The following is a 26,348-nucleotide window of genomic DNA, read 5'->3' as shown; positions in this document are numbered from 1 at the left end:
TTATTTTTTTATGGACCTGGCTCTTTTTATTTTGGCATGCGCTGGCCATATCTCGTCCTTGTCACGAACAGGGGGGCAACAAAATTTATGAAACAATCTGTTTCAGCTGAGCAAATTGAATTGAAATCTAGTTTACCAGGGAGTAAGAAAGTATATGTGGATGGACCACGAGAAGGTATGAAAGTGCCGATGCGTGAGATTGAACAAAGTGAAACGAATGGCGTTCCAAATCCACCAATCCGTGTGTATGATACGAGCGGTCCTTATACAGATCCTGCGTATAAGGTCGAGTTGGAAAAAGGAATTCCAACGCCGCGCCACTCTTGGATTATGGGGCGTGGTGATGTAGAAGCATACGAAGGGCGTGAAGTGAAACCAGAGGATGACGGTGTGAAAGTAGCTTCGAAGCATACACCTGTTTTCCCGCAAATGGATCGCCAGCCGCTTAGAGCAAAGCAAGGTGCAAACGTTACGCAAATGCACTATGCACGTAATGGCATTATTACGTCTGAGATGGAATACGTTGCGATTCGTGAAGGGGTAGAGCCGGAGTTTGTTCGTAAGGAAATTGCAGAAGGTCGCGCTATTTTACCAGCGAATATTAATCATCCAGAAGCTGAACCGATGATCATCGGGCGTAATTTCCATGTGAAGGTAAACGCCAATATCGGAAACTCAGCTGTATCTTCTTCGATTGCAGAAGAAGTAGAGAAGATGACATGGGCAACGCGCTGGGGTGCAGATACGATTATGGATTTATCTACAGGTAAAAATATTCATACGACGCGGGAGTGGATTATTCGTAACGCGCCTGTACCAGTTGGAACTGTACCGATCTATCAAGCGCTGGAAAAAGTAAACGGAATTGCAGAAGATTTAACGTGGGAAGTATATCGTGATACGTTAATTGAGCAGGCGGAGCAAGGCGTTGATTACTTTACGATTCACGCTGGTGTATTGCTTCGTTACATTCCAATCACGGCAAAGCGTACGACAGGTATCGTTTCGCGCGGTGGTTCGATTATGGCGCAGTGGTGTCTATTCCATCATAAAGAAAACTTCCTATATACTCACTTTGAAGAGATTTGTGAAATTATGAAGCAGTACGATGTTTCGTTCTCTCTTGGAGATGGATTACGTCCAGGGTCTATTGCAGATGCCAATGACGAAGCACAGTTTTCTGAGCTTGAAACACTTGGTGAATTAACCAAAATTGCTTGGAAACATGATGTGCAAGTTATGATTGAAGGACCTGGACACGTACCGATGCACTTAATTAAAGAGAATATGGAGAAAGAGCTTGATATTTGTCAGGGCGCGCCGTTTTACACACTTGGGCCACTAACGACAGATATTGCACCAGGTTATGACCATATTACATCTGCAATTGGAGCTGCGATGATTGGCTGGTTTGGAACAGCGATGCTTTGTTATGTAACGCCGAAAGAACATTTAGGTTTGCCAAACAAAGATGATGTACGCACGGGTGTTATTACGTACAAAATTGCAGCGCATGCGGCTGATCTTGCGAAAGGACATAAAACGGCTCATCAGCGTGATGATGCACTTTCAAAAGCACGCTTCGAATTCCGTTGGCGCGATCAATTTAATTTATCTTTAGATCCTGAACGTGCGATGGAATATCATGATGAAACGTTGCCTGCAGAAGGGGCAAAGACAGCTCACTTCTGTTCAATGTGTGGACCGAAGTTTTGTAGTATGAGAATTTCACATGATATTCGTGAATATGCAAAAGAAAATGATTTAGAAACGACAGAAGCAATTGAAAAAGGAATGAAAGAGAAAGCAGAAGAATTTAAAGAAGCTGGTAGTCATTTATATCAATAACATGTTACACCTCTTTACTTGATTGATCACACTGTAGTACCTAACTTTATTATAGAAGAAGCCCCATTTGCTAAGACGGTAGCAAATGGGGCTTCTGTTGTTTATAAGGCGAAGAAGAGATGTACCCAGTAGAATAAGAGGAATAGTGTGACGACTGTTGTGAGCGGGATAACGATAAGGGATACACTTAAATAGTCTTTCCATTTTACTTTAATTTTGTTTTGTTTCAGAATATACATCCAAATGAGTGAAGCTAGCGTGCCAATTGGTAGTAATAGTGAACCGATGTCACTACCAATGATGTTTGCAAGATAGATAGTTTTTAATGTGACTGGATCTAGTCCCATTTCTGTTAATGTGATTGTACCAATCATAAGGGCAGGATGGTTATTGAAGACGTTAGAGAGGATGGATACAAGTCCGCCCATCGCAAAGCTAGCATAGAGTAGATGCTGATTCACAAATGGCTCGAGCCATTGTACAAGTGCAGCTGTTAATCCTGCGTTGTGTAGTCCGTAAATAATGACGTACATAGAGAAGGCGAAAATTAAAATGTGCCACGGTGTCTTTTTCAAAATGTCGACAGGATTTGTTCGTAAGTAGTACCATCTCCAAATGAGCAGAACGAGTGAACCAAGTACCGCAACGATTTCAATTGGGATGGATAAGAAGGATGCAACGAATAGAAGACAGCGCATAAGGAAGACGAAACCTAATACTTTTAACATGAATCTTGTCCGTTTTTGTTTCGTATCAACAGAATTATTTCCTTTTAGTGGATGGAAGTTTTTCGTGAAGAAAATTTCTTCAATATCATATGAAGAAACAGGTAATTTTTTTGGAAGTTTTTTCTTCAAAACTGTATACATGAGCCATGACATAAATAATAAGCCTAATGTTGCAGGTACAAACATCATAGCAGTATGCATATAAAGAGTCATATGGACGATGTTTAATGCGATTAAATTTACGATATTACTTACACCAATTGGTGCACTAGATGCCGTAGCGATTAAAGCACCACTTAATAAATAAGGAATTTGTTGATGTGGTTTTAATTGAAGGTTTTTTAGAAGAAGAATTAAAATTGGAGTTGTAATTAAAATACTACCGTCGTTATTAAATAAAAGAGTCATAAGAAAACATAATAATTGAATATACCAGTATAAGCGGCGCCCAGAACCCTTTGCTAAATTTGCTAGTTTCGCTGCGGACCAATGGAAGAAGCCGAAGCTTTCTAATATAACTGCCATAACAATAGTTGCTAATATTGTTATGGAAGCACCGCCAATTTTACTTATAATATCCATGATGTCTGGTTTTGATACAAGTCCAGTAATTATGATGATACCAGCTCCGATTGCTGCTGGCCACGCCTCATTTAAACCTCTAGGCCGCCAAAAGATAACAATCATTGTTAAGAAGAATACAATAATAGTAATCCATATTTCAATGCTCATATTTTGCCTACCTTTCTATTTTCCCTTAAACAGATGTAGCTTGTCTCAAGTTTATATTGGTAGTATATTCAGCAAAAAATAAGAAGAACTAGACGTATAACGAGATGAAGTGAATATGTGTTTTTCAAGCTAAAGGACAAGTGTCACGAATAGTGAAATAACTATTATGAGAGGAGTCTATAAATTATTGGGGCAGTAAGATAGTAAATGAAATTTATATGGGCGATTATTGAGATATATTGGCGCAAGTTAAAATATATCAGCGCAACTCAAAATATATCAGCGATTTTTAAAATCTATCGACTTATCGACAAAACACGACAAAAGGAGTCTATCCCAAAATGCCTTTTGGAACAGACTCCAATGCTATATTATTTTTCCTTCAAAAAAGTACGATCCTTCAAGAATAAGTTCCAGAAGAAAATAAATCCTGGTAATAAAATTGCAATCCCAATTGCGTATAGAATGAGAAGTGCATAGAACGTTTCTTTCGTTGTAAAGCTTGTAAATACCGTTACGTCAGGATAAATAATATACGGTAAATGCGCGACCCCGTAAGCATAGCTTGCAAATGCATATTGAGCGACGACAGCTAAAACGGCAATGCGAGGGTATCCTAGTGTATTGTACTTTTTGTTTGTCCACCAAAGGGACGAGTATCCGATAACGAATAAAACAATAGAAACTGTAAACCACGGGAATTGCTTTATTAATCCTTGCATAAGCCAATGTGTTTCTGGATCCATTACAACGAGGGCAATAATTGCCGTAACGAGCGTTGCAGGACCAAGGATGATAGCATTTCTTCTATAAATTCTATACGTATCTTCTGAACTTTGTTCTCTCGAAAAATCAGCAAGAAAGAGAGAGGAGAGAAATAGTTCAGAAGTTAGTCCGAAGAGCATATAACAGTAGATAACTGGGCTAGAAAGAAGTTTTCCATATAGGAGTACTTCCTTTCCTTCAGACATTGTAATATAGGCTCCCTCTGTAACGGGTAAAACGGTAATTAATAGTGCTGGAATTAATAGACCAGTAATACCTGAAATAACCCGAAGAAGGTATTGATATTTTGGCAAGGAGTAAGCAAATACCATAAATGTACTACGTACTGCAATGAGCACTAAAATTAACATAACTGGTACGAACATTACTGTCGCAAGAGTAAAGGCCGCTTTCGGAAAGAAGCCGAGAAATGCGACAACGACGAAAACGAGAAACGTATTTGTTACTTCCCAAGTTGGTGATAAGTACCGATTCGCAAGTTTAGCAGCGAGCGTCGGATGTTTTGCGTATACCATGCCCCAAAAACCAGCGCCAAAATCAATGGACCCTAGTATACTGTATACGAAAATAAGGGCCCATAAGATGATGATTGCAATACTTTCCTCATGCATGAGAATCGCCTCCTTGGTGTTGTAAATCATTCTTTAATGGATGTCTTCTAAAGAATGTCCGTAGAACAATGACTGTTAAAATAGCGAGTCCAATATATAAAATGATGAACAAAACAAATAAAGGACCGACGAAATCGGCGCGTGTAGATGCATCGACGGTACGTTGCATACCATAAATTGTCCATGGTTGACGACCGCTACAACTGAAAATCCATCCGAATTCAATACCGAGCATCATAATTGGTCCGCATGCGGCAGCCCCCAAAAGTAGCCACTTCGGTAGTTCTGTTCCTTTTTTTCGGTAAACGAAGTACCAATATAAGAGCGCAATTGCTGCAACAGCGAAGGTAAACGCAGCAGTGCCGACCATTAAGTTGAATAGTGTATGTGTATAAAATGGTGGCCATGTTTCTTGTGGGAATTCGTTTAGTCCTTTTACGACAGTGCTAGGGTCTAGTCCCACTAATAAGCTAAGCATGTTTGGAATTTCAAGTGCATAGTTTAGTTCAAGTGTATTAGGATCCACAACTCCACCAATGGATAGCGGTGCGTGTGATGTCGTTTCAAATAAAGCTTCAGCAGATGCAAGTTTTTCAGGTGAGTGTTTATGTAAGGCAATCGCTGATTCATGTCCTGAAAGCCACATCGTAGCGCCTGTAATAAATGTAACGACAAGCCCTAATAGCAGCCCTTTTTTATGATAAGCAATTTCACGTGTACTTAAATTTTTCTTCAATAATTTAAATCCAGCAATAGAAGCAATGACAGCCGCACCAGTTGCATAAGCCGTAATAACGACATGAAATGCACTTGTGCCAAAACTTGGATTAAAGAAAGCTTTCCACGGATCAACGTTAAAAACAGATCCATCTGGATTCATTGAAAAGCCTGCTGGTGTATTCATCCATGTATTTGCTGATGTAATAAGAACGGCGGATGCCGTGGCACCAAGCATGACGAAAAATAGCGAGATTAATCTCATAAATGGAGGAAGTTTATCGGCTGCATATACGTAAATCGACATGAATAAAGCCTCCAAAAAGAAGGCGAAAATCTCAATTTGGAAGGGAACAGAAATAACTTGCCCAACAATTTTGGCGAAACCAGGCCAAAGAAGTGAGATTTGCACACCAACAATTGTTCCAGTTGGAATTGCTACACCGAGAAGAATAGCAAACGCCTTTGTCCATCTTTTCGCCATAATGGCATAGTCGGAGTCTTTCTTCCAGTGATAGAGTATTTCGCTTATAAAAATCATCAATGAAAGTCCGACGCCAAGTGTTGCAAAAATAATGTGGAATGCTAATGAAGAACCAAAAAATGCTCTTGCTAATGTTACCGTATCCATATGTAAACTCCTCTTCTTTTTTGCCATTATTTTCTGATTGAATTGGAAGATTTATTCAAAAAAACTACCAAAAATATATATGTATTTAAAAAGTGAATATGATAATATAATGTTGTAATATTTTGAATAGAAAGAAATAAATAGTTTCTCATGTTTTGTTTGTTTTTTTTACAGGAATCTTTTATAATCTTTTATGCGAACATAAGTTCTGTTTTTCGGAATAAAGAAGTTTATGTGAAATGGAGAGGGTGTTTTATGTATCCTGAAGTCATTAAAAAGATGGCATTTTCAAAAGAGCATAGAGATTTATTATTGAAGCTATATAATAAAGAGATTACACGTCGTGAATATGATCGACTTGTACAATCGCTATATAAACCTTCTAAAGAGGTTTGCGAGGGATAGAAATGGGAGAGACAATCTAGTGGATTGTCTTTTTTAAATTTATGTATGTTCTGATAAAATTAAGGTTAGCCTTACTAGGGAGGTGAAAAGATTGCGGAAACGTTTATATATAGGGATTGGAGTTATCTTCTTAATCGCTTTAGGTGGAATTGTATTTTGGTCAGCTTTACAAGGAAACCGTACAGAAAATTTTATTTTAAGACATATGGTGAATGATAATGGAACTCTTGCCACGTATCGTTTAGTAGATACTAAGGCAGGTACGGGTGAAGCCGAGGGACGTGAAGCTTTATCAGAATCAGCGGGATTATGGTTACAATATACACTTGATAAAGATGATCAGGCGTTATTTGATGAGCAAGTAAAGGTTATTCAAGATAATTTCGTATATAAGAATCATATCGTTTTATGGAAACTCTCTGAAAAGGGAGAGAGGCAGTCAGCTACAAATGCACTTATAGATGATCTTCGTATTATAGAACAATTATATCGTGCTTATGAAATGTATAAGGAAGAGCGTTATAAAAACCTTGCCGATCAATTAAGTGATGCTGTACTTCGTTATAATAAAAAAGATAATTATTATGTTGATTATTATGATGCAGATGCAGGGAAACAAAATAATTTTGTAACAACATCATACATAAATCCGCGTGCATTCTCCTATATGAAGAAGTACGACAAAGTTTCTGCTCAGCAATATCAGGAAGTCGTTCAATTTTTAGCGGATTATCCAAGGCATGGCTGGGCATTCCCGAAAGAGTATAAAGAAGATGGTACATTTACGTACGATAAAGAAGTGAATCTTATTGACCAATCATACGTTGCATACCATCGAAGTTTAGGTGGTCTTTCATCAGCTGCTTATTTGGAATTTATAAAGAAGAAATTCCAGGAGGATGGAAAACTATACGGTCGTTACAATTTAGAAACGGGAAAACAAACTGTGAATTATGAATCGCCAGCCGCATACGGATTAACGATTTTGTACGTACTACAAACAGGTGATAAAAAGTTTGCGAAAGAATTGTATGATCATATGGCCACATTCCGAAATGATAACGTATTTAGTAGATATTACGGTGGATATGTAACAGGTGAAAATAATAATACGCATATTTTTGATAATGTACTACCACTTTTAGCTGAAATGGAATTAAAAAAGAGTGAACAATAAAAGTTGCCACCATATGAGGGTGGCAACTTTTATTTGTTGATATAATTTTACGTCCTAATGTTGGAGAAGTAATCAATCACGAATTCACGGAATTGCTGAGCTGTTTTTGATAAGTAGCGTTTTTTTGACCAACTTAATCCGATGGTTCGCTGACAATTGGGTTCAATAATACGCAACTTGCTTGATGCTAAAGTAGAGTTTTTTAATAAAGTTAAACTTGGAACAAAAGCGATGCCGAGACCTTGCTTAATGAGGTCGCTAATCACAGTCGGTTCATCTACTTCAAAAGCAATATGCGGAGTGAAACCAGCTTCTTTGCAAAATCCATCCGTTAAGTGTCGAAATCCATAGCCAGTGTTCATACTAATAAACGGTTCGTTTTTTACTTCATGCAGGTGGATATTTTCTCGGCCTGATAAACGATGGCCTGAAGGGACGACTAAGAAAATTTCTTCTGTAATAAGTGGTTCCCAAACAATCTCCTGACCTTCAATTGGCACAGAGGAGATACAAAAGTCAATTTCTATATTATCTAGTTGTCGTTTCATAGAAGGAGTGGATGCAAGAAATTGTTGGAATCGAACGTTACGATGTTCTAGTAAAAAAGAGCCAAGTAGTTCTGGTAATATTCTTGGAATAGAAACGGCCAGTGTAATAGAGCTTTGTTGTAATTCGGCTAAATCTTTAATTTCTCGTTGCCCTTCACTTAATTCATGAAAAATACGTTCTACTCGTTTTAAAAATACTTTTCCGAAAGAATTTAAAGTAATCTGTCGGCCTTGGCGATCAAATAAAGGAACTCCTAAATCCATTTCGAGTCTAGCGATTGTTTTGCTGAGTGAAGGTTGCGCAATATGCAATTCTTCAGCTGCCTTTGTCATGTGTTCTAGTCGTGCAACTGTCTGAAAGTATTTTAACTGGAGCAGTTCCATTTCGAGTCTCCTTTCTATAGACCAAAAGGAATGGATTAATAATTAAAGATGTATTATACAGTATGTAAAGTGACGTGTATAGTAAATCTGTTAAACCATTCGAAGGGTGTTAAATTAGAAGAGGAGTATGTTTCATGAAGGGAATTAAACTTATATTTAAAGATTGGAAAGCGATGTGGCACCATAAACATGGACGTATCGCTTTAATTTTTTTATTAATCGTTCCGTTAATTTATTCAGGATTCTTTTTAGCTGGATATTGGGATCCGTACGGAAAATTAGATAAATTACCTGTTGCGGTTGTGAATTTAGATAAGGGTGCTGCGATGGATGAAAAAACAATTCATGCAGGAGACGATTTTGTTAAAAATTTAAAAGAGAATAAGGAATTGGCTTTTCATTTCGTATCAGAAAAAAATGCGGATGAAGGGTTAAAAGAAGATAAATATTATATGGTTGTTACGATTCCGGAAGATTTCTCTAAAAAGGTAAGTACACTTATGAATGAGAAACCAGAGCCAGCAAAGTTGCAGTACAAAGTAAATCCAGGTAAAAACTTTGTAGCGGCTCAAATTGGAACGACAGCTGTTGAAAATATGAAAACAAAAATCTCAAACAGTATTACGAAATCTTATACAGAAGGTGTCTTTTCAAAGTTTCAAGATTTGGCACAAGGGTTGAGTGATGCAAGTAACGGTGCGGGGAAATTACATGAAGGAACGACCGATGCAAAAAATGGAGCAAGTCAGCTTGCGAATGGTATTGATCGTTTAAGTGATGGGACATCGAAATTGAAAGAAGGAACTGAAAAGCTTGCATCTAGTCAATCTGCTTTAACCGGGGGAGCAAATGAGCTGAGTCAAGGAGCGACATCACTTCATAGTGGTATGGAGTTATTAGCACAAGGTGAAAAAACGTTACAATCAGGAATTAGTGAATTAAGTGCTGGTACAAATGATTGGGTGAATGGAAATGAAAAACTTGCTGAAGGGCAAGCGAAAGCGGACAATGCGGCAAATAGTGTGAAACAACAATTAGAAGAGTACGTGAAAAATCATCCAGAAGTGCAGCAAGATCCCGCTTTTCAAAAAATTGTTGCTACGTCTAATGGACTAGCTAAAGCAACAAGTACTTTAAATAATAGCCAACAACAATTGACACAAGGTGCGAAGAAGCTAACTGATGGTCAACATAAGATTGAAGAAGGCATGAATACATTCGGATTTAAGTTAAATGAAGCTACTGCTGGAACGAAAAAGATAGCAGATGGTGCATCGAATTTGGCTGATGGATTTATGAAGTGGGGAAATGGCTTTACATCATTGCAAGAAGGTGTAAATCAGCTTGCGAGTGGTGGAACGGAGCTGAATAACGGTGCTAGTAAATTAACAAATGGACTTGTTAAACTTGATGATGGTGCGAAAGAACTTTCTACGAAATTAGGAGAGGGCGCAGAGAAGATAGCGGATGTTCGTAATGATGATGCACGCAATACGATGTTCTCAGAGCCAGTTCAGTTAGTGAAGTCAACAGTTTCTGACGTTCCTAACTACGGTTCAGGCATTGCACCATATTTCTTATCACTTGCATTTTATGTTGGCGGAATTATGGCATCGAATATTTTACCTCTTGGCCGCAGACAAAACATGAAGGTAAGCGGAACGGTACATTTTATTAATAAACTAGGATTGGTATATTTAATTGGACTCATTCAAGCGCTACTCGTAGATGTAGTTGTGCTAGGAGTTATGAAATTAGAAGTTGCAAGTGTGCCACTTTTTGTTTTATCAAGTATTGTTATTTCCTTTACGTTCATGACATTTATTCTTATGTTAGTAACAGTATTTGGTCTTGTTGGAAAGTTCTTAGCGGTAACGCTTCTTGTCCTGCAATTAGCGACGAGCGGAGGTACTTTCCCAGGAGAATTAAATATAGCTGTTCTTAGCAAAATTGGACAGTTTCTCCCAATGTCTCATTCTCTTAGAGGATTACAAGATGTTATCTCTTTAGGAGATTGGTCGCAATTACAAATGCAAATTTTAATATTGTTATGTTATCTCGTTGTTGCCGGTGGAATTGCTTGGGTCACGAGCCATATACAGCATAGAGAAACGAATGCAGAACAAGTTTCTTAAAATGAAATAAGCTATCCGATTTTTTCGGATAGCTTATTTTTTATTTACGTTCCATTACTGCAAAGTAATTATTTTCATTATCAGCAAAGTTGAATGCTCTACCAGTAGGTAAATCTACAACCTGTCCAACTGTGACATTTTTCTCAGAAAGATCTTTATATAGACGGTCTAAGTCATTTGAGAAGAACATAAGTGAAGGTGTATTTAGGTTTAGTTCAGGTTGCATCTTCGCGATTAACGCTTTATCGTGAAGGACGATGCTTGTTCCTGCTTCTTTCGCCGGTGCAATTTCAATCCAGCGGAATCCGTTTCCGTTATTTTCTTCCGCAATGATTTGGAACCCTACTTTTTCTGTCCAAAATTGTACTGTTTCGTCTTGGTTATTTACATATAGCATAATTTGTCCAACTTGATTAATCATAGGTGTCTCTCGCTTTCTTTTTATATGCGTATTATTATATCAAATATATGGCTTGAATAGTTTTTTATGATTTTTTCGTAATACAACCTTCGTCCATTTCATCTTTGTTGTAGGAGAAGGACCTGTAATCCAAGTATGAAATGGTATTGTGCTACAAATGACCATTGTTGAAATAGAGATAATAGCCGTTAACACAAATAGTAATAGGCTATATAATATAGTATTTTCTTGCAGCGTGAATAAGGAAAGAAGTTTTGTGCATAGTTGCAAGAAGAATAAATGAGCTAAATAAGCACCATACGTGTAATTTCCAATGAAACGTAACGTTTTATATAAGAAACCACGACGCTGTACTATCATAATAGATAACACATACAGTATGATAATTTCGCATACGATATATAAAAACATAGATGGTTTTAAATAGGTAGAAACAGTTAAATGAATAGAGTTTGCTCCGTAAAAACTAAACAACTCATAATTGATGAATAAAAATAAGATGAAAAATAATATTGTTATAAGCGGGATATGTTTCATGACGAATAGACGCCAAGTTTTTAGTGCTACAGCGGCAATGCCGCCCATAACGAAATAGAATGAGTAGAATAGAAATGATCGATCTGTATAATGTAAAATTGTTGAACTTGTTAATTTTTCTCCATTAAAAATATAGTGAGAAGAGAACCACATTAATAGAAAATATAGGCAAGCGAAAAAGGTCATATATTTATATATGTCTTTTTTATTTTCTGTTCGTTTTTGAAACCAATAAAAAAGTGTGCATAGTAAAGGGAACAATAAGTGAATTTGGAACATCATAATAACGTACCAAAGATGGGGCGCGGCTGTTCCGAGTAATAAACTTTTTATTCCACTTTGTAATGTAATAAGATCGTTTGTTGTTAATAAGTAAAGAATAGACCAAAAGAAATACGGAATGAGTAAGTGTATCGCTTTTTCAGAAATATATTCTTTATATACTAATTGCTTCGTATAGTGACGAATTAAGTGGAATCCAACGATAAATATGAATGCTGGTGCTGAGAATTTTGCAAGATTAAATAGCATGCCCATAATGAGGGATTCCTCAAGTAAGACATTTCCTTGATTCATTGTATATAATAAAGAACTTTGCAAAACGACAGCGAGAAATGCAATGCTTTGCAAAACTTTAAATTCTGGTGCGCTTTGAGTCATTAGATCCATCTCCTTTTCCATACATGATTATAGTACGGAGAATGGATAAGAGGTGTGGAATATTTGTGAAGGTTTTAACAAATTTGTGGCGGAATGGATTAACAACAAAGAAAGAGGATGCTCGTTTGGAGCATCCTCTTTCTATTTATTAAGCAAATTTGTTTTTGATCCAGTTCTTACCTTCTACAAGGCGAGCTGTCATTACGGCACAAGCGTTATCTGCTGTTACGTTTAACATCGTTGCAGGAGGATCAATGATTGTACTGATTGCTGCGATAATTGGCAATGCTTCTGGCGGGAAGCCATATAAAGAAACGATTAACATTTCACCAATCATACCGCCGCCTGGAATAGCGCCCATTACTGTTCCTACTAATAGAGAAACAACAAGTGCGATTGCTAATGTTTTCGGTCCTTCGAATTCCATGTTGAAAATACCGAATAAGAAAGCAATTTTTAATACGCCGCCTAAAACAGAGCCATCTTTATGAAGAGTAGAACCAAGAAGGACAACTGTTTCACGAACGTCTGAAGAAATACCCATTTTCTTTGTTGCTTCTAAGTTTGCTGGAATACTAGCAGCACTACTACAAGTTGCAAGTGATGTAACTGTAGGAGAGACCATGTTCTTCCAAAATACTTGTACACCTTGTTTGCGACCTGCAAGGTATGCATAGAATGTGAAGAATACAAAGAAATAAATTAGAGAAGCAGGATAGTATACCATTGCTGCTCGGAAGTAAGTTCCAAGAAGTTGTGGTCCGAATTCGCCAACTAATGCTGCGAAGTAAGCAGCAAGTCCGATTGGAGCGTAGTACATAATGAAAGATACAACCTTCATTGAAATCTCTGCACCAGCTTGTAGGAATGTAGCAAATGGCTTTCCTTTTTCGCCAACTGCTGAAGTTGCAATCCCCATTAAGATAGAGAAGAAAATAAGAGCTAACATATTTTCACGAGATAGTAACTTCGAGAAGTCAGATACTGTTAAAATACCGACGATTTGATCTGCAACACTAACAGCTTTGCCGGCTTTGTCAGGTTGTGTTAGTTCTAGTACAACACCTTGTGCTGGCGGGAATACTTTCACGACAATAATCATAAAAATAGCAGCTAAAATACTTGTAAATAAGAAAGTCCCAGCCATACTAGACATAATTTTACCGAAACGTTTTAATCCATCCATATTAGCAATAGACGATGCGATGCTAAAGAACACTAGAGGTACAACAATCGTAAACATTAAGTTTAAGAAAATGTCACCAAGCGGCTTTAAAGCAACTGCATCGGCACCCATGAAATAACCAATGAAACCACCAATTAGGATAGAAGATAATAAAATAAGTGGAAAGCGATATGCCTTCATAAATATATCCTCCTATCAATTAAAAAAATCATACTGAATCATTATAGCGAGTTAGGGGCCCCTTTACTAGGAGAATACGGATAAATGGAATAGCGTGAAAATCAAGAAATTTTTGTTTTTAAGCTCGGCATACAGCAGGAAATCTAGACATATATATTTGTAACCTAGTGGTGGCAAGGAGTGCACCATAGCTTAGGTAGAGAAAAAGGGGGAGGGAAGCGGGATGAATATTTTACTTTGCTGTGCAGCGGGAATGTCTTCCAGTTTGATTGTTACAAAGATGGAGAAAGCAGCAGAGGCAAGAGGGATAGAAGTAACAATCTGGGCAGTATCAGGTTCTGAAGTGAATAGTCATATTGATAAAGCTGATGTCCTTTTACTTGGACCGCAAGTACGTTATTTATTACCGAAAATGAAAGAACTATGTAAGGATAAAGGGATACCTGTTGATGTCATTCAATCTGTTCATTACGGACTTTGTAATGGAGAAGCTATCTTGCAAGCAGCTTTGTTAATGAAACCATGAGGAGAGTGGGATAGATGATACGGTTTTTAGAGAAGTATGTGATGCCGGTAGCAGGGAAGGTTGCAGAGCAGAGGCATTTACAAGCAATTCGAGATGGAATTATTTTAACGATGCCTTTCTTAATTATTGGATCGTTTTTCCTCATTATTAGTGCACTGCCGATACCGGGATATAACGATTTTATGGCAGGTTTGTTTGGGGAGAATTGGCAGCGAGCTTTAGGGTATCCAGTTAGTGCAACTTTTAATATAATGGCTTTAATAGCTGTTTTTGGAATCGCTTACAGACTTGGAGAGTATTATAAAGTAGATGCTTTAGCATCCGGGGCATTGTCGCTTGTGACGTTTTTACTTGCGACTCCATTTCAAGTTGCATATATTATACCAAGTACAAAAGAAAGTGTACTTGTAGAAGGCGCTATCCCAGCTGCATTAATGGGAAGCCAAGGGTTATTTGTAGCAATGATTATTGCACTTATATCTACTGAACTTTATCGGTTTATTGTACAAAAAAAGATAATTATAAAGATGCCAGAGACAGTTCCACCAGCTGTCACGCGTTCATTTGCAGCACTTGTTCCAGGATTTATTGTTGTAACAGTTATTTGGATTTTACGCTTAATTATAGAAAATACTTCTTTTGGCAGTATCCATAATATTATAGGACAAATTTTACAGGAACCGCTTAGTGTAATTGGTGCTAGTCTTTGGGGCGCAATAATAGCAGTTATTCTCGTTCATGTTCTTTGGTCGTGTGGAATTCATGGTGCTACTATTGTTGGTGGTGTAATGAGCCCCGTTTGGTTGTCGTTAATGGATCAAAACCGAGTTGCTTTTCAAGCTGGGCAAGATGTACCAAATACGATTACGGCACAGTTTTTTGACTTATGGATTTATATGGGCGGTTCTGGTGCAACGCTTGCTCTAGTTGTCGGAATGTTACTATTTGCACGAAGTCAACAATTAAAAAGTTTAGGGAGATTGTCAATTGCACCTGGTATATTTAATATTAATGAGATGGTAACTTTTGGTATGCCGATTGTGATGAACCCACTTTTACTAATTCCATTTATATTAGTTCCAGTCGTGCTAACAATTGTTTCTTACTTTGCAATGGAATGGGGATGGGTTGCACGTCCGAGTGGGGCCGCTGTACCTTGGACGACACCTATTCTTTTTAGTGGATATTTAGGATCGGGCGGGAAAATTTCAGGTGTTATTTTGCAACTTGTTAACTTTGCGCTAGCATTCTTCATTTATTTACCGTTCTTAAAAATATGGGATAAACAAAAACTGGCGGAAGAAAAGGGGGAGTAAAGAACTACAATGGATACGATAGAGACGAAAGCTTTTCATTTAATCTTGCATGGGGGAAACGCGAGAAGTTGTTCAATGGAAGCAATTGATTGTGCGAAGCGTGGGGAGTTTACAGAAGCTGAAGCTAAATTACAAGAAGCACTAGAGGAATTAAAGGAGGCGCACCGCGTACAAACGGAGCTTATCCAGAAAGAGGCTGGTGGCGAAAAGACCGAAGTTACTCTTTTAATGGTACACGCGCAAGACCATTTAATGAATGCAATTACGGTGAAAGAATTAGCGAGTGAGTTTGTAGAGTTATATAGGAAGATGTCGGTGGATGAATGAACCTTGCTTATGCAAGGTTTTTTTATGTATGTTTCTGTACCATCAGTGGAATGTTCGTTCCACTGATGGTATTTTACAATCCTCCTTTTTTCGGATGAGTAAGAGTTATAATTAATCGGCAGTAACAATTTCTCCTATACCACGAATTAATCTTTTTATATGCATCCGTTCCGGTTTTAATATATTTACGATATAATCAATCGCTATTTGTGGTTCAACGGTTGTACCGCAAGTATAACAGTCAATAGCTGCAAAATTTTGTTCCGGGTAAGTGTGAATGGAAAGATGGCTTTCTGATAATAACACTAATACAGTAACACCATATGGCTGGAACTCTTTTTTACTTACGTTTAAAACATGGGCACCAGAGTAATCTGCAGCTGTAACTAGATGATATTCTAAAAAGTGCATATCATCTAATAGGGAAAAGTCCACTCCCCACAAATCTACTATTATATGCTTGCCAAAAGTAGAATATTCCATAGGGCAGCACTCCTTACTATTAATATCGTCAAAACTTCATTTCCTGTTTGTAGCATCGATGTAAGATAAGATTTGATTCTGAATTTAAAAGAGCGAGGTTACGTTGTTCTAGATGTTCTTCTTTAAATTGGAATAAAGGAAAAAGAAGAGAAGGCAATGTTCGAGGATTTGGTATTACATATAATTGTTCAATTTGATCGAGTACATGTGCAGAATTAGTAGCAAGATGAAATCCCCAGTCAGTTCCGAAAGAAGGAACGATTGTATGATAACTTTTCACAGTTAATCCTGCATGTTCAATTGTGTTACCAATACTCCAATACACTAGTGGTGCATCAGCTGGTGAATTAGATTGACAGACGAAAGCACCATCTTCTGTTAAGAATGTAGCTATACGAGCAAATAGTTCGCTTGTATATAAAGTACTTAGCAACTCTGTCGCTGGTAAAATCGGATCGCAACGTCACTTAGCTGCGATCCGTGACGGATTTATTGCAGTTATGCCACTTATTTTAGTTGGTGCACTGGCATCACTAATTAATGGTTTTCCATCTGAAGTTTTCCAAGATTTCATGAAAGGTTTGTTTGGTGAAACGTGGAAACAAGTCGGCGGCGGAATGTGGACTGGTTCTTTCGCGATTCTAGCACTAATCATAGCATTTACAACAAGTTATAACTTAGCAAAATCTTACGGCGTTGATGGTTTGTCAGCAGGTATTATTTCATTTGGTGCGTTAATTATTCTTACACCAACAACACCGAAAGAAGGCGGATTGAACTTAGCTTGGACAGGTGCACAAGGGTTATTCGTAGCAATTATTGTGGCACTCCTTGTTACTGAAGTATTCCGTTTCTTTGTACAAAGAAACATTACTTTTAAAATGCCTGATGGAGTACCACCAGCAGTTTTAAGATCTTTCGCAGCTATAGTTCCAGCATTTGTTATCTTAACAGTAGTTGCAGGTATTCAATTAGCAGTGAAATTATCTGGTACAAGTGTTCATGAATTTATTTTTAATACGATTCAATCACCACTGCAAAGTTTAGCAGGGACATTACCAAGTGCAATTATCATTGTAATCCTTGTTCATCTTCTTTGGTTCTTCGGTTTACATGGGCCAAATATCGTTGGTGGTATTATTGAGCCATTATACTTACCGGCATTAGAGAAAAATATGAATTTATTCAAAGGTGGTACATCTGCATTTGATGTTCCAAATATTATTACAAAACCATTCTTTGATACTTTCGTATACCTTGGTGGTTCTGGTGCGACATTAGCATTCTTAGTAGTGGTATTACTCGTAGCAAAAAGTGCACAATTACGTGGTGTATCTCGCTTATCAATTGGACCTGGTGCATTTAACATTAACGAACCAGTAATATTTGGTACACCAATTATTTTAAATCCAATTTTATTCTTACCTTTTATCCTAACACCAATTGTATTAGTAATTACTTCTTATACAGCTATATCTATGGGGTGGGTACCAAAAACAGTTGTGATGATTCCATGGGCAACACCACCAATTATTAGTGGTTATCTTGTAACAGGTGGACATATTTCTGGTGCAATTCTACAGTTATTCAACTTTGTAATTGCAATGGTAATTTATTATCCATTCGTTGTGTTATGTGACCGTTCAGTTGTTCGTACTGAAAAAGCAGCAGCGCAAGGTAATAGTAATTCTTTACCTATGTAACATAGTAATTGTTCTCATAGACAACGATACCTGTGAGAACAATTACCTTTATATCATGTTCAAAAAGATGAAAAACATCTATATGAACACTAAACTATCATTAATAAATTCATACTTTAATAGACATGTTCAAACTGAAGGGGTATTTAAATCGGTTGAACCTTATAGAGAGGGCGGTAATTATGATGACTACAGCAGAACAAATTCCATTCCAATTGATTTTAAATAGTGGTAACGCACGAAGCTTTGCGATGGAGGCACTTCAATTTGCCAAACAGGGGAAAATGGTAGAAGCAGATGAAGCGATGGTAAAGGCGAAAGAAGCGATTAATGAAGCGCATCATTTCCAAACAGAGCTCATACAATCAGAAGCAAGAGGAGAAAAAACAGAGGTTAGTGTTCTTTTAATTCACGCACAAGATCATTTAATGAATGCGATTACAGTAAAAGAATTAGCAGCAGAGTTTATCGATCTTTATAAAAAGTTTGAAGCGAAAGGGGAATAAAGCATGACTGGAATTAAAATTGCTACAATCGGCGGTGGATCTAGTTATACACCAGAGTTAATTGAAGGATTTATTAAGCGTTATGATGAGCTTCCTGTTCGTGAAATTTGGTTAGTAGATATTGAGGCAGGAAAAGAAAAGTTAGAAATCGTTGGTAACTTAGCGAAACGTATGGTGAAAAAATCAGGTTTACCAATCGAGGTTCATTTAACACTTGATCGCCGTGAGGCATTAAAAGATGCAGACTTCGTAACAACACAACTTCGCGTTGGTTTATTAGAAGCACGTGCAAAAGATGAAGCAATCCCGTTAAAATATGATGTAATCGGTCAGGAAACAAATGGTCCTGGTGGTCTATTTAAAGCGTTGAGAACGATTCCTGTTATTTTAGATATTTGTAAAGATATGGAGGAGCTCTGTCCGAATGCATGGTTAATTAACTTTGCAAATCCAGCTGGTATGGTAACAGAGGCTGTCCTTCGTTATACAAATATCCAAAGAGTAGTTGGTCTATGTAACGTTCCAATCGGAATCCGCATGGGTCTTGCAAGATTACTTGAAGTAGATGCAAGTCGTGTCCACGTTGATTTCGCAGGTTTAAATCATATGGTATACGGACTAGACGTATACTTAGATGGCGTAAGTGTAATGGATCGTGTGTTAGAGCTTGTGACAGATCCAGAAAAGCAAATTACGATGGAAAATATCGCAGCGCTTAACTGGGAACCAGACTTTATTCGCGGCCTTCGTGCAATTCCATGTCCATACCATCGTTACTACTACAAAACACGTGAAATGTTAGAAGAAGAGAAAGAGGCTTCTGTTGAAAAAGGTACACGTGCAGAAGTAGTAAAACAATTAGAAAATGATTTATTTGAGTTATATAAAGACCCGAACTTAGATATTAAACCACCACAATTAGAAAAACGTGGCGGAGCTTATTATAGTGATGCAGCATGTAGCTTAATTACGTCTATTTACAATAATAAAGGTGATATCCAGCCTGTTAATACACGAAACAACGGAACAATTGCAAGCTTGCCACATGATTCAGCTGTTGAAGTGAACTGTATTATTACGAAAGAAGGTCCAAAACCAATTGCAGTTGGAGACCTTCCAGTACCAGTTCGCGGTTTAGTACAACAAATTAAATCATTCGAGCGCACAACAATTGAAGCTGCTGTTACAGGGGATTATCATAAGGCGCTGCTTGCTATGACAATCAATCCACTTGTACCATCAGATACAGTTGCAAAACAAATTTTAGATGAAATGTTGGAAGCACATAAAGAATATCTTCCACAGTTCTTTAAAAAGGTAGAGAAGTAAAAGCGGCGCTATTTAGCCCGCTTTTTTTATTCTATTAGGAGGTATTATGATGATTAAGTTAATTGTAAATGCAGATGATTTCGGTCTTACAGAAGGTACAAATTACGGCATTATTGATGGGCATATAAATGGACTTGTAAATTCAACGACGATGATGATGAATATGCCAGGAACAGAGCATGCGGTACGCTTAGTGAAAGAGTATAACCTACTCGGAGTAGGCGTACATCTCGTATTAACAGCAGGGGAACCACTTCTTGGAGACGTACCATCACTTGTAGGTAGCGACGGATCGTTTCATAAACAAAGTGTTGTAAGGGAAGGGAATATAAATCCAGAAGAAGTTGAGAGAGAGTGGACTGCTCAAATTGAGAAATTCCTATCTTACGGATTAACACCAACTCATTTAGATAGTCATCATCATGTACACGGATTACCGATCTTACACGATGTTCTTGAGAGATTAGCAGCTAAATATAATGTTCCAATTCGTCGTTGTGGGGAAGATAGAGCGGTGCATCCATTTTCTGATGTATTTTACAGTGACTTTTATGCGGATGGTGTGACGGAAGATTACTTTGTGAAGTTAAAAGAAAGAGTACAAGGTGAACAAACGGTAGAAATTATGGTTCATCCAGCTTATATTGATCCAGAGCTTGTGAAGCGTTCTTCTTACGTAATGGATCGTGTGAAGGAATTGCGTATTTTAACAGAGAGTGAGTTGCCTGAAGGGATAGAACTTGTGAAGTTTTAATAGAAAAACGACGGCTACATCATGCCGTCGTTTTTTATTTATAAAATGGATAGAGCATATCCGCCAAATGCCCCGAGTATAACGATAACCCAAGGTGGTGTTTTCCAAAAAGCTAGTAAGCAAAAAAGAAGCGAAGCGAAAACGAAATCTGAAGCATTCATAACTGTACTCGTCCAAATGGGATCGTAAAAAGCGGCAATTAAAATACCGACAACAGCGGCATTGACTCCAAGTAGTGCGCCTTGTATGAATGATATTTTTCTCACGCTGTTCCAAAATGGTAAAACACCAATAACGAGTAAGAAAGCAGGGAGGAAAATCGCAATTGTTGCGAGTATTGCCCCAATCGTCCCGTTTAACACTGCTCCTATATACGAGGCGAATGTAAATAGTGGTCCTGGTACTGCTTGTGTTAATCCGTATCCAGCTAGGAACTGTTCTTTCGTCATCATGCCGTTTTGTACGAACTCACCTTCAAGAAGGGGCAGCACGACGTGTCCTCCTCCAAATACAAGTGCGCCAGAGCGATAGAAACTATCAAATAAAGCGATGTAATAAGAGAACGGTCTTAATATTGGTAGCAGTAGTAAGAGTCCAAAGAATAAGACGAGACAAGAAACTGCTATCTTTTTTGAAATAGGTACTTTTATATGTTGAGATTGGCTAATTGGTTGGTTGCGATATAAAAACCAGCTGATAAAGCCACATATTATAATGAGGATCACTTGCGTCCAGCTACTTGGCCATAATAAGGCGATTGCGGCAGTTACAATCGCAATCGTCGCACGGTTGCGATCTGGAGTTAACTTTTGCGCCATTCCCCATATGGCGTGAGCGACAATAGCGACTGCTACAAGTTTTAGTCCATGAATCCAGCCAGCACTCCCAAGATCGAACTGATTAAGGAATGAGGCGAAGAAAACTAAAACAAGGACAGACGGTAAAGTGAATCCAATCCATGAAATAATAGCTCCTAAAAGCCCGCCCCGTAATAATCCAACCCCCATACCGACTTGACTGCTGGCAGGGCCAGGAAGGAATTGACACAGTGCTACTAAGTCTCCATAACTTTTTTCATCCATCCATTTTCTTTTTTGCACGTATTCGTGGTGGAAATAACCAAGATGAGCGACAGGACCGCCGAATGAAGTAAGTCCTAATTTAAATGAGACGAGAAAAATCTCTAATAATGTGTGAAAGGTGTGTTTGTTTTTTTTCAAAATAACCTCCTAGAATGTTTTTGCTATGTGCATTATACAAGAAGTGGTAAAGCAAAAGGAACAAATCTAATGTAAAGATTTTGTGAATCTTTTCTTTGTAATTAAAATTGAAAAAGTCATAAATGATTATGTCTAAACCATAAAGTAGTAGAAGTAGTGCTGGGAAATTTATATAAGGAGAATGCCTTATGACAACACATTTCTTTGCCAGGTTAACAGGTAAGAGGGAAGTGCCTCCTGTAAATACAGAAGCTTTTGGGGTAGCAGAGTTTATTTTTAGTGATGATTTAACGAAATTGCATTACAGAGTAATAATAAAAAATATAGAAAAGGTTATATCGTGTCAAATTCATTTAGGGAAGTCTACTCAAATTGGTCCTGTTGTTTTATATTTGTATGGTCCACTGGAGCAAGGGATTAGCTTGAACGAGGGAAGTATTACTGGTGTAGTGAATGTGGAGGATTTTGAGGGACCTTTACAAGGGAAATCATTTGTACATTTACTTCAAGAAATTATTCAGGCAAATGTATATGTTAATGTCCATACGAAATCACAAAAAAGAGGAGAAATAAGAGGGCGAGTTAGAAAAGTAAAGAAATAGAGGAAAAGGCTGTCCATATGTTGGAACAGCCTTTTCTCATTATATAAGGTGCTAGTTTTAGCGATTATTGTCGGTAAATCGATATATTTTGAAAATCGCTGATATAATGTGAGTTGCGCCGATATATTTTGAAAATCGCTGATATAATCTGAGTTACGCCGATATATTTTGAAAATCGCTGATATAATCTGAGTTGCGCCGATATATTTCAATAATCGCTGATATAACTCACGTTACGGTCGATATTTTTAAAAATTGCCTCAATTAATTTTTAACAGGCTGATTTTTAATAAAGAAGTCCATAACATAAAATACTTCGTCATCAGGTATTTGTATTTCAAATGTGTTTTCAATTGGTTGCAATGCTTTTTTTACTTTCATATACATCCAGTACTCATCTTGTCTTCTTTTCTCTTTATCAGGGTGAGGAAGAAGGCTTTCTCCTTTTTGAAGACGGTCAACCATACAGCTCATATGCAGAATAACACCCATTAAGCTATCAGGAGTTAGCTGTAAGGAAATTAATTCCTGAATTGTATTTAATGCGTAACGAATTGTTTTGATTAGTAATGCTCCATCGTTACGCTGCATTTGTTGTTCAAGAATATCCGCCATTTTTGCATATGTTTCTTCATACGTAATTAATTCTTGAATGGGCTGAATCGCTGTGTAGTTTACGATGTCTTGGAAATGATATGTTAAGCATGGTACTTGCACATCGAAATTCGTGACGATACAAATGATGTTACGCTCTTTTTTTATGTTCTCAATCATTTTCGTTAAATCTTTTTCATGGACGATACTAATCGGAATAATTTCAATTAAGTCTTTATCAAATCGTAAATAGTTCTCTAACATTTTTTGAATAGCTAAAGCACTTCCTTCACCAGTTAAGCAAGCTGTTAAAATAACAGATTTCATTGGAGAGAGAGGTTTTTTCTTTTCTTCTTGTACGTTTAAGTAAAATGGTGTTAAATTTTTTACTGTTTCATACAGCGCATCTAATGAATAACCGAGCTGAGCTTTTCGAGCTGCTTCTAGTGCGTGTGGTGTGCTCGTCATCGAGAGAACACGTACAGGGATTTTGAACTCCGTTTCTAATATGTCACCGATATAAGCAAGTGACCCCATATCGACAAGTAAGAGAAGCCCATTTACATTTTGTAGTGTTTTCATATACACTTTCACACGTTCCAAGAAATCTTTCGGTGATTCGTGTAACGGCATATCAATACCGGTTACTTCCTCAATGCCGAGAAGTTCGTTTGCGACGTTTGCCATTTCAGTTGCGATGCCATTACCGTGTGCTAATATTAATACTTTTACTTCTGTTTGTGAGGCAGGAATTGGATCAACAACGAAGAACATTGTTAAAAAGCCAGCTTCATCAATAGGCATTGTTATTTGTAATTCTTCCTCTAGTAGTTGAATGCATTGCATAGCTACGGAAAAAGCTTCTTTATATTTCGTACGAATTTGATTTAATTGTGGGTGATGTATTTGTTTTCCGCTTTGTAAACGTTGTAGAGTTGTCTGTACATGTAAACTTAAAGCGAGAAATACTTTTTCATCAAACGTCTTAGATAAATGCTTTTCAGCAAGTTCCGCTATTTTTTCACATACGGAAACGATATTACGATCCACAATTTTAAAAACATTTTCATGGCTTGTTTTTTTTGATATTTGGTTAAAATATTGTACGAAAAAGCTTTGAACATCATTTTCTATTAGTAATTCTAATTCTTCCTCTTCAATACCACGTGCTTGAAGTTCTTCGTATTTATAATCAATATAATCGTAAATAGAAGAGCGTTTTTCATCTTCTGTTTTATGATTACTCCAACCTTCCTCACCTGTAAATACAAATGTTTCATTTGGTATTTGGTATAAGTGACGGCTCTTCCTTTCAATGAACAATCCTTCTTTCATATACCAAGGTAAATCTGTACTTGAAACATAGACAGAATCACGTTTCTTTGTTACCAAATCAGAATAGGCTTTCGCACAGGCAATTTGTACATCTGTTTTTAATTGACCAATGTTATTGGGACAATTGTAAAAGACGAAAGCACGCATTGCATTTGGGCTAACGTGAATGTCTTTTCGCAGACGAATTGCTTCATTTGTGAAAAATAGCTGTAGTAAAGCAAAGCGCTCTTTATGTGTACGCTCACGAAGTGGTGGCAGCGTAACAGTCATCGGTATACGTCTTGTAAATGTTTTTAATAAAAATGAATTTGGTTCTTCTGTTGTTGCAGTAATGATTAATACTTGTGCTTTACGTTCGTTCTCTGTTTCTCCAAGGCGGCGGTATACTCCGCGGTCAATAAAGGTGAAAAGCATTTCTTGTCCCTCTGGAGGCAGGCGATGTACTTCATCTAAGAAAAGAATTCCTTCATGTGCTTTTTCAATTAACCCTTTTTGATCACTTGCTCCTGTATAAGCTCCTTTTTTAATCCCAAATAATTGCCCGAGTAGTAACTGTGGATTATTTGCATAATCAGCACAGTTAAAGACGATAAATGGTGCATCTTTGGGAAGCTGTTCAACTTCAATTGCATATTCGTGCATTAAAGAAGCAAACATAGACTTTCCGACCCCTGTTTCTCCCAGTAGTAAAGTATGCATACCGTTTGGAGGATAGAGAATAGAAGCTTTCGCTTTTTCAATTGCAATTTTAAGGCTCGTATTTTCAATTGCAAATGTATCTAATGAAGTTATGTCTTTTGAATGCGTTTCCAACGAAGTGTTCGTTTCTATGTAAAAACGAACAGGTCGCGTATTTGTTTTTAATAAACGTTTATCTTTTACAAGTTTGTTTAAATCGCTACTTACATTGGCGCGATCTAGTTGCAGAAATGTAGCGAGTTCTGATGCGGTTACACCTTCTGTATAATTGCCTTTTTGTATTGCGTTAAAAATGAGATCTATTCGTTTCATTTCTATTCACCTCGAAACTTCATCACTATTTAAAATTTTACACAAAAATGGGAAGGGTGGGAAGAGAAAAATAAAACAGCTTTAGCACATAGGCACTAAAGCTGTTACAATCTTGTGTCTTTCCAAAAATTCACCTTGAGATGAGAAGAAGGATTATAGGGAAGAAGTTTGTATCCTTGTGACTGTAAATAATCAATTACTTTTGGCAGTATTTGTACGGTTACACTCGAATCATGCATTAAAATGACTTCGATTTGTTCATCACTTTGATTACGTACTCTTTCGAGTATGGCAGAAGGATTGTCATAGCTTTTCCAGTCGTATGTATCGATCGTCCAATCCCACATTTTATACTGGGCCGATACAAGTGCGTCACGGTAATTCTTTTTTAAGTAAGGCATACTACCATATGGAACGCGAACGAGATGTGTATTTAATTTCGTAACTTGCTGGACAATGCTTTGTGTTTGCTCCATTTCTGCAATTAAAGTGGAAGGGTCACCAGTGTAAAGGCGTTTTACATCATGTGACATGCTGTGGAGCCCGATATAATGTCCTTCTTTAATTAATCGTTGCATCGTTTTTGTGTAATGTGGCACTTTTCCGCCAATAACAAAGAAAGTTGCTTTTCCGTTCTTTTCTTTTAAGATGTTTAAAATCTGTGTAGTATATTTGTTTGGCCCGTCATCAAATGTTAAGTACGCAATTTTTTGTGTAGGAGAAGTTGTTTCAGTATTTGGATGATATTCAGCAGGAATAACAGTTGTTGCTTCAGTATTAGATGATACGTACATAGTAATCGTTAAAAATAAAATAATACATTGAAATACTCGCTTGATCATAACATTCACCCTCAGTTTGACAATCAAGATGTAAAAAAGAAAACTTGATACTTTTCTTATTATGTATATCTTTCTCCAATAGAGGAACTCTCAAACAATCTATATTTTGGAAAT

The 26,348-nt window shown here is 37.3% G+C and carries 23 protein-coding genes and 1 pseudogene; 12 read left to right on the top strand and 12 right to left on the bottom strand.

The window, feature by feature from the left end; genetic code table 11:
* The first annotated feature begins 87 nt into the window (after positions 1–87).
* Complete coding sequence (gene thiC, locus MHB52_RS26785) at positions 88–1,848, top strand: phosphomethylpyrimidine synthase ThiC (protein WP_000814479.1); 1,761 nt, start codon at positions 88–90, stop codon at positions 1,846–1,848.
* Between the two features lie 101 nt (positions 1,849–1,949).
* On the opposite strand, the gene MHB52_RS26780 is transcribed toward thiC, so the two are convergent.
* The 3 genes from MHB52_RS26780 to cydA form a co-directional block, all read right to left on the bottom strand.
* Positions 1,950–3,308, bottom strand: a complete 1,359-nt coding sequence (locus MHB52_RS26780) for an arsenic transporter (protein ID WP_000021119.1) — start codon at positions 3,306–3,308, stop codon at positions 1,950–1,952.
* Positions 3,309–3,679: 371 nt separating this feature from the next.
* On the bottom strand, positions 3,680–4,705 hold the full coding sequence (locus MHB52_RS26775) for a cytochrome d ubiquinol oxidase subunit II (protein WP_000544169.1): 1,026 nt from the start codon (positions 4,703–4,705) through the stop codon (positions 3,680–3,682).
* Positions 4,698–6,053, bottom strand: coding sequence for a cytochrome ubiquinol oxidase subunit I (cydA, locus tag MHB52_RS26770; protein WP_000381982.1), 1,356 nt, complete (start codon positions 6,051–6,053; stop codon positions 4,698–4,700). Before cydA ends, MHB52_RS26775 begins: the two co-directional genes overlap by 8 nt.
* A 255-nt stretch (positions 6,054–6,308) precedes the next feature.
* On the opposite strand from cydA, the gene MHB52_RS26765 reads away from it, so the two are divergent.
* Positions 6,309–6,458, top strand: coding sequence for a hypothetical protein (locus tag MHB52_RS26765; RefSeq protein WP_000283179.1), 150 nt, complete (start codon positions 6,309–6,311; stop codon positions 6,456–6,458).
* Between the two features lie 91 nt (positions 6,459–6,549).
* Positions 6,550–7,635: a hypothetical protein gene (locus tag MHB52_RS26760; RefSeq protein ID WP_061664414.1), complete on the top strand. Its 1,086-nt coding sequence runs from the start codon at positions 6,550–6,552 to the stop codon at positions 7,633–7,635.
* A 47-nt stretch (positions 7,636–7,682) separates the two neighbouring features.
* Here the strand turns inward: MHB52_RS26760 and MHB52_RS26755 are convergent, their stop codons facing one another.
* Positions 7,683–8,567 carry a LysR family transcriptional regulator gene (locus tag MHB52_RS26755; protein WP_061664413.1) on the bottom strand — a complete coding sequence of 295 codons (885 nt, stop codon included), beginning with the start codon at positions 8,565–8,567 and terminating at the stop codon, positions 7,683–7,685.
* A 134-nt stretch (positions 8,568–8,701) separates the two neighbouring features.
* On the opposite strand from MHB52_RS26755, the gene MHB52_RS26750 reads away from it, so the two are divergent.
* Positions 8,702–10,702: a YhgE/Pip domain-containing protein gene (locus MHB52_RS26750; protein WP_061664412.1), complete on the top strand. Its 2,001-nt coding sequence runs from the start codon at positions 8,702–8,704 to the stop codon at positions 10,700–10,702.
* A gap of 40 nt (positions 10,703–10,742) precedes the next feature.
* Here the strand turns inward: MHB52_RS26750 and MHB52_RS26745 are convergent, their stop codons facing one another.
* The 3 genes from MHB52_RS26745 to MHB52_RS26735 form a co-directional block, all read right to left on the bottom strand.
* Entirely contained in the window at positions 10,743–11,123 is a 381-nt protein-coding gene (locus MHB52_RS26745; RefSeq protein WP_000610162.1) for a VOC family protein, read from the bottom strand.
* Between the two features lie 39 nt (positions 11,124–11,162).
* Entirely contained in the window at positions 11,163–12,320 is a 1,158-nt protein-coding gene (locus MHB52_RS26740) for an acyltransferase (RefSeq protein WP_000194295.1), read from the bottom strand.
* 148 nt (positions 12,321–12,468) lie between these two features.
* On the bottom strand, positions 12,469–13,686 hold the full coding sequence (locus MHB52_RS26735) for a dicarboxylate/amino acid:cation symporter (protein ID WP_000649376.1): 1,218 nt from the start codon (positions 13,684–13,686) through the stop codon (positions 12,469–12,471).
* 223 nt (positions 13,687–13,909) lie between these two features.
* On the opposite strand from MHB52_RS26735, the gene MHB52_RS26730 reads away from it, so the two are divergent.
* From MHB52_RS26730 to MHB52_RS26720, 3 genes are read left to right on the top strand one after another with little or no spacing between them, the layout of a single operon-like run.
* Positions 13,910–14,212, top strand: a complete 303-nt coding sequence (locus tag MHB52_RS26730) for a PTS sugar transporter subunit IIB (protein WP_001023554.1) — start codon at positions 13,910–13,912, stop codon at positions 14,210–14,212.
* Between the two features lie 14 nt (positions 14,213–14,226).
* Positions 14,227–15,528 (top strand): PTS cellobiose transporter subunit IIC, encoded by a 1,302-nt coding sequence (gene celB / locus MHB52_RS26725; RefSeq protein ID WP_061664411.1) that lies wholly within the window; start codon positions 14,227–14,229, stop codon positions 15,526–15,528.
* Between the two features lie 9 nt (positions 15,529–15,537).
* Entirely contained in the window at positions 15,538–15,855 is a 318-nt protein-coding gene (locus tag MHB52_RS26720) for a PTS lactose/cellobiose transporter subunit IIA (RefSeq protein ID WP_000379645.1), read from the top strand.
* A gap of 111 nt (positions 15,856–15,966) precedes the next feature.
* On the opposite strand, the gene speD is transcribed toward MHB52_RS26720, so the two are convergent.
* Together speD and MHB52_RS26710 are read right to left on the bottom strand one after the other, a co-directional pair.
* Positions 15,967–16,338 (bottom strand): adenosylmethionine decarboxylase, encoded by a 372-nt coding sequence (gene speD / locus MHB52_RS26715; protein ID WP_000456821.1) that lies wholly within the window; start codon positions 16,336–16,338, stop codon positions 15,967–15,969.
* A gap of 28 nt (positions 16,339–16,366) precedes the next feature.
* Positions 16,367–16,783, bottom strand: a pseudogene (locus tag MHB52_RS26710) (polyamine aminopropyltransferase); the annotation flags it as partial.
* Between MHB52_RS26710 and celB (MHB52_RS26705) the strand changes: the two are divergent.
* The 4 genes from celB (MHB52_RS26705) (at position 16,731) to chbG (ending at position 20,630) form a co-directional block, all read left to right on the top strand.
* Positions 16,731–18,041 carry a PTS cellobiose transporter subunit IIC gene (gene celB / locus MHB52_RS26705; protein WP_061664410.1) on the top strand — a complete coding sequence of 437 codons (1,311 nt, stop codon included), beginning with the start codon at positions 16,731–16,733 and terminating at the stop codon, positions 18,039–18,041. The pseudogene MHB52_RS26710 and the gene celB (MHB52_RS26705) sit on opposite strands and share 53 nt — an antisense overlap.
* A gap of 182 nt (positions 18,042–18,223) precedes the next feature.
* The gene (locus tag MHB52_RS26700; RefSeq protein WP_000989058.1) at positions 18,224–18,547 is read left to right on the top strand and encodes a PTS lactose/cellobiose transporter subunit IIA; all 324 of its coding nucleotides are present in this window, start codon (positions 18,224–18,226) and stop codon (positions 18,545–18,547) included.
* A 3-nt stretch (positions 18,548–18,550) separates the two neighbouring features.
* Positions 18,551–19,876, top strand: a complete 1,326-nt coding sequence (celF, locus tag MHB52_RS26695; protein ID WP_000145763.1) for a 6-phospho-beta-glucosidase — start codon at positions 18,551–18,553, stop codon at positions 19,874–19,876.
* A gap of 49 nt (positions 19,877–19,925) precedes the next feature.
* Positions 19,926–20,630 (top strand): chitin disaccharide deacetylase, encoded by a 705-nt coding sequence (gene chbG / locus MHB52_RS26690; RefSeq protein WP_061664409.1) that lies wholly within the window; start codon positions 19,926–19,928, stop codon positions 20,628–20,630.
* A 38-nt stretch (positions 20,631–20,668) separates the two neighbouring features.
* Here the strand turns inward: chbG and MHB52_RS26685 are convergent, their stop codons facing one another.
* Positions 20,669–21,850 carry a chromate transporter gene (locus tag MHB52_RS26685; protein ID WP_016118902.1) on the bottom strand — a complete coding sequence of 394 codons (1,182 nt, stop codon included), beginning with the start codon at positions 21,848–21,850 and terminating at the stop codon, positions 20,669–20,671.
* Between the two features lie 188 nt (positions 21,851–22,038).
* Between MHB52_RS26685 and exsM the strand changes: the two genes are divergently transcribed.
* A complete protein-coding gene (exsM, locus tag MHB52_RS26680; protein WP_016118901.1) occupies positions 22,039–22,452 on the top strand; it encodes an exosporium regulatory protein ExsM in 414 nt (137 codons plus the stop codon).
* 264 nt (positions 22,453–22,716) lie between these two features.
* Here the strand turns inward: exsM and MHB52_RS26675 are convergent, their stop codons facing one another.
* Both MHB52_RS26675 and MHB52_RS26670 read right to left on the bottom strand, forming a co-directional pair.
* A complete protein-coding gene (locus tag MHB52_RS26675; protein WP_000820967.1) occupies positions 22,717–25,392 on the bottom strand; it encodes a PRD domain-containing protein in 2,676 nt (891 codons plus the stop codon).
* A gap of 104 nt (positions 25,393–25,496) precedes the next feature.
* Positions 25,497–26,234: a polysaccharide deacetylase family protein gene (locus tag MHB52_RS26670; protein ID WP_016118900.1), complete on the bottom strand. Its 738-nt coding sequence runs from the start codon at positions 26,232–26,234 to the stop codon at positions 25,497–25,499.
* Positions 26,235–26,348 lie beyond the last annotated feature (114 nt).

This window comes from Bacillus sp. FSL K6-0073, from assembly GCF_038006085.1.
In the GTDB taxonomy this organism is placed as follows: Bacteria; Bacillota; Bacilli; order Bacillales; family Bacillaceae_G; genus Bacillus_A; species Bacillus_A cereus.
The sequence above is the reverse complement of the archived record's forward strand: the minus strand, read 5'-3'. Positions and strand labels throughout refer to the sequence as shown.

Excerpts from the sequence above, each read along its gene's own strand:
- MHB52_RS26700 (WP_000989058.1), top strand. The coding sequence starts at position 18,224 with ATGATGACTACAGCAGAACAAATTCCATTCCAATTGATTTTAAATAGT.
- MHB52_RS26735 (WP_000649376.1), bottom strand. The coding sequence starts at position 13,686 with ATGAAGGCATATCGCTTTCCACTTATTTTATTATCTTCTATCCTAATT.
- MHB52_RS26745 (WP_000610162.1), bottom strand. The coding sequence starts at position 11,123 with ATGATTAATCAAGTTGGACAAATTATGCTATATGTAAATAACCAAGAC.
- thiC (WP_000814479.1), top strand. The coding sequence starts at position 88 with ATGAAACAATCTGTTTCAGCTGAGCAAATTGAATTGAAATCTAGTTTA.
- exsM (WP_016118901.1), top strand. The coding sequence starts at position 22,039 with ATGACAACACATTTCTTTGCCAGGTTAACAGGTAAGAGGGAAGTGCCT.
- cydA (WP_000381982.1), bottom strand. The coding sequence starts at position 6,053 with ATGGATACGGTAACATTAGCAAGAGCATTTTTTGGTTCTTCATTAGCA.
- MHB52_RS26670 (WP_016118900.1), bottom strand. The coding sequence starts at position 26,234 with ATGATCAAGCGAGTATTTCAATGTATTATTTTATTTTTAACGATTACT.
- MHB52_RS26675 (WP_000820967.1), bottom strand. The coding sequence starts at position 25,392 with ATGAAACGAATAGATCTCATTTTTAACGCAATACAAAAAGGCAATTAT.
- MHB52_RS26780 (WP_000021119.1), bottom strand. The coding sequence starts at position 3,308 with ATGAGCATTGAAATATGGATTACTATTATTGTATTCTTCTTAACAATG.
- MHB52_RS26775 (WP_000544169.1), bottom strand. The coding sequence starts at position 4,705 with ATGCATGAGGAAAGTATTGCAATCATCATCTTATGGGCCCTTATTTTC.
- MHB52_RS26765 (WP_000283179.1), top strand. The coding sequence starts at position 6,309 with ATGTATCCTGAAGTCATTAAAAAGATGGCATTTTCAAAAGAGCATAGA.
- MHB52_RS26720 (WP_000379645.1), top strand. The coding sequence starts at position 15,538 with ATGGATACGATAGAGACGAAAGCTTTTCATTTAATCTTGCATGGGGGA.
- MHB52_RS26755 (WP_061664413.1), bottom strand. The coding sequence starts at position 8,567 with ATGGAACTGCTCCAGTTAAAATACTTTCAGACAGTTGCACGACTAGAA.
- MHB52_RS26740 (WP_000194295.1), bottom strand. The coding sequence starts at position 12,320 with ATGACTCAAAGCGCACCAGAATTTAAAGTTTTGCAAAGCATTGCATTT.
- speD (WP_000456821.1), bottom strand. The coding sequence starts at position 16,338 with ATGGAATATTCTACTTTTGGCAAGCATATAATAGTAGATTTGTGGGGA.
- MHB52_RS26750 (WP_061664412.1), top strand. The coding sequence starts at position 8,702 with ATGAAGGGAATTAAACTTATATTTAAAGATTGGAAAGCGATGTGGCAC.
- celF (WP_000145763.1), top strand. The coding sequence starts at position 18,551 with ATGACTGGAATTAAAATTGCTACAATCGGCGGTGGATCTAGTTATACA.
- chbG (WP_061664409.1), top strand. The coding sequence starts at position 19,926 with ATGATTAAGTTAATTGTAAATGCAGATGATTTCGGTCTTACAGAAGGT.
- MHB52_RS26730 (WP_001023554.1), top strand. The coding sequence starts at position 13,910 with ATGAATATTTTACTTTGCTGTGCAGCGGGAATGTCTTCCAGTTTGATT.
- celB (WP_061664411.1), top strand. The coding sequence starts at position 14,227 with ATGATACGGTTTTTAGAGAAGTATGTGATGCCGGTAGCAGGGAAGGTT.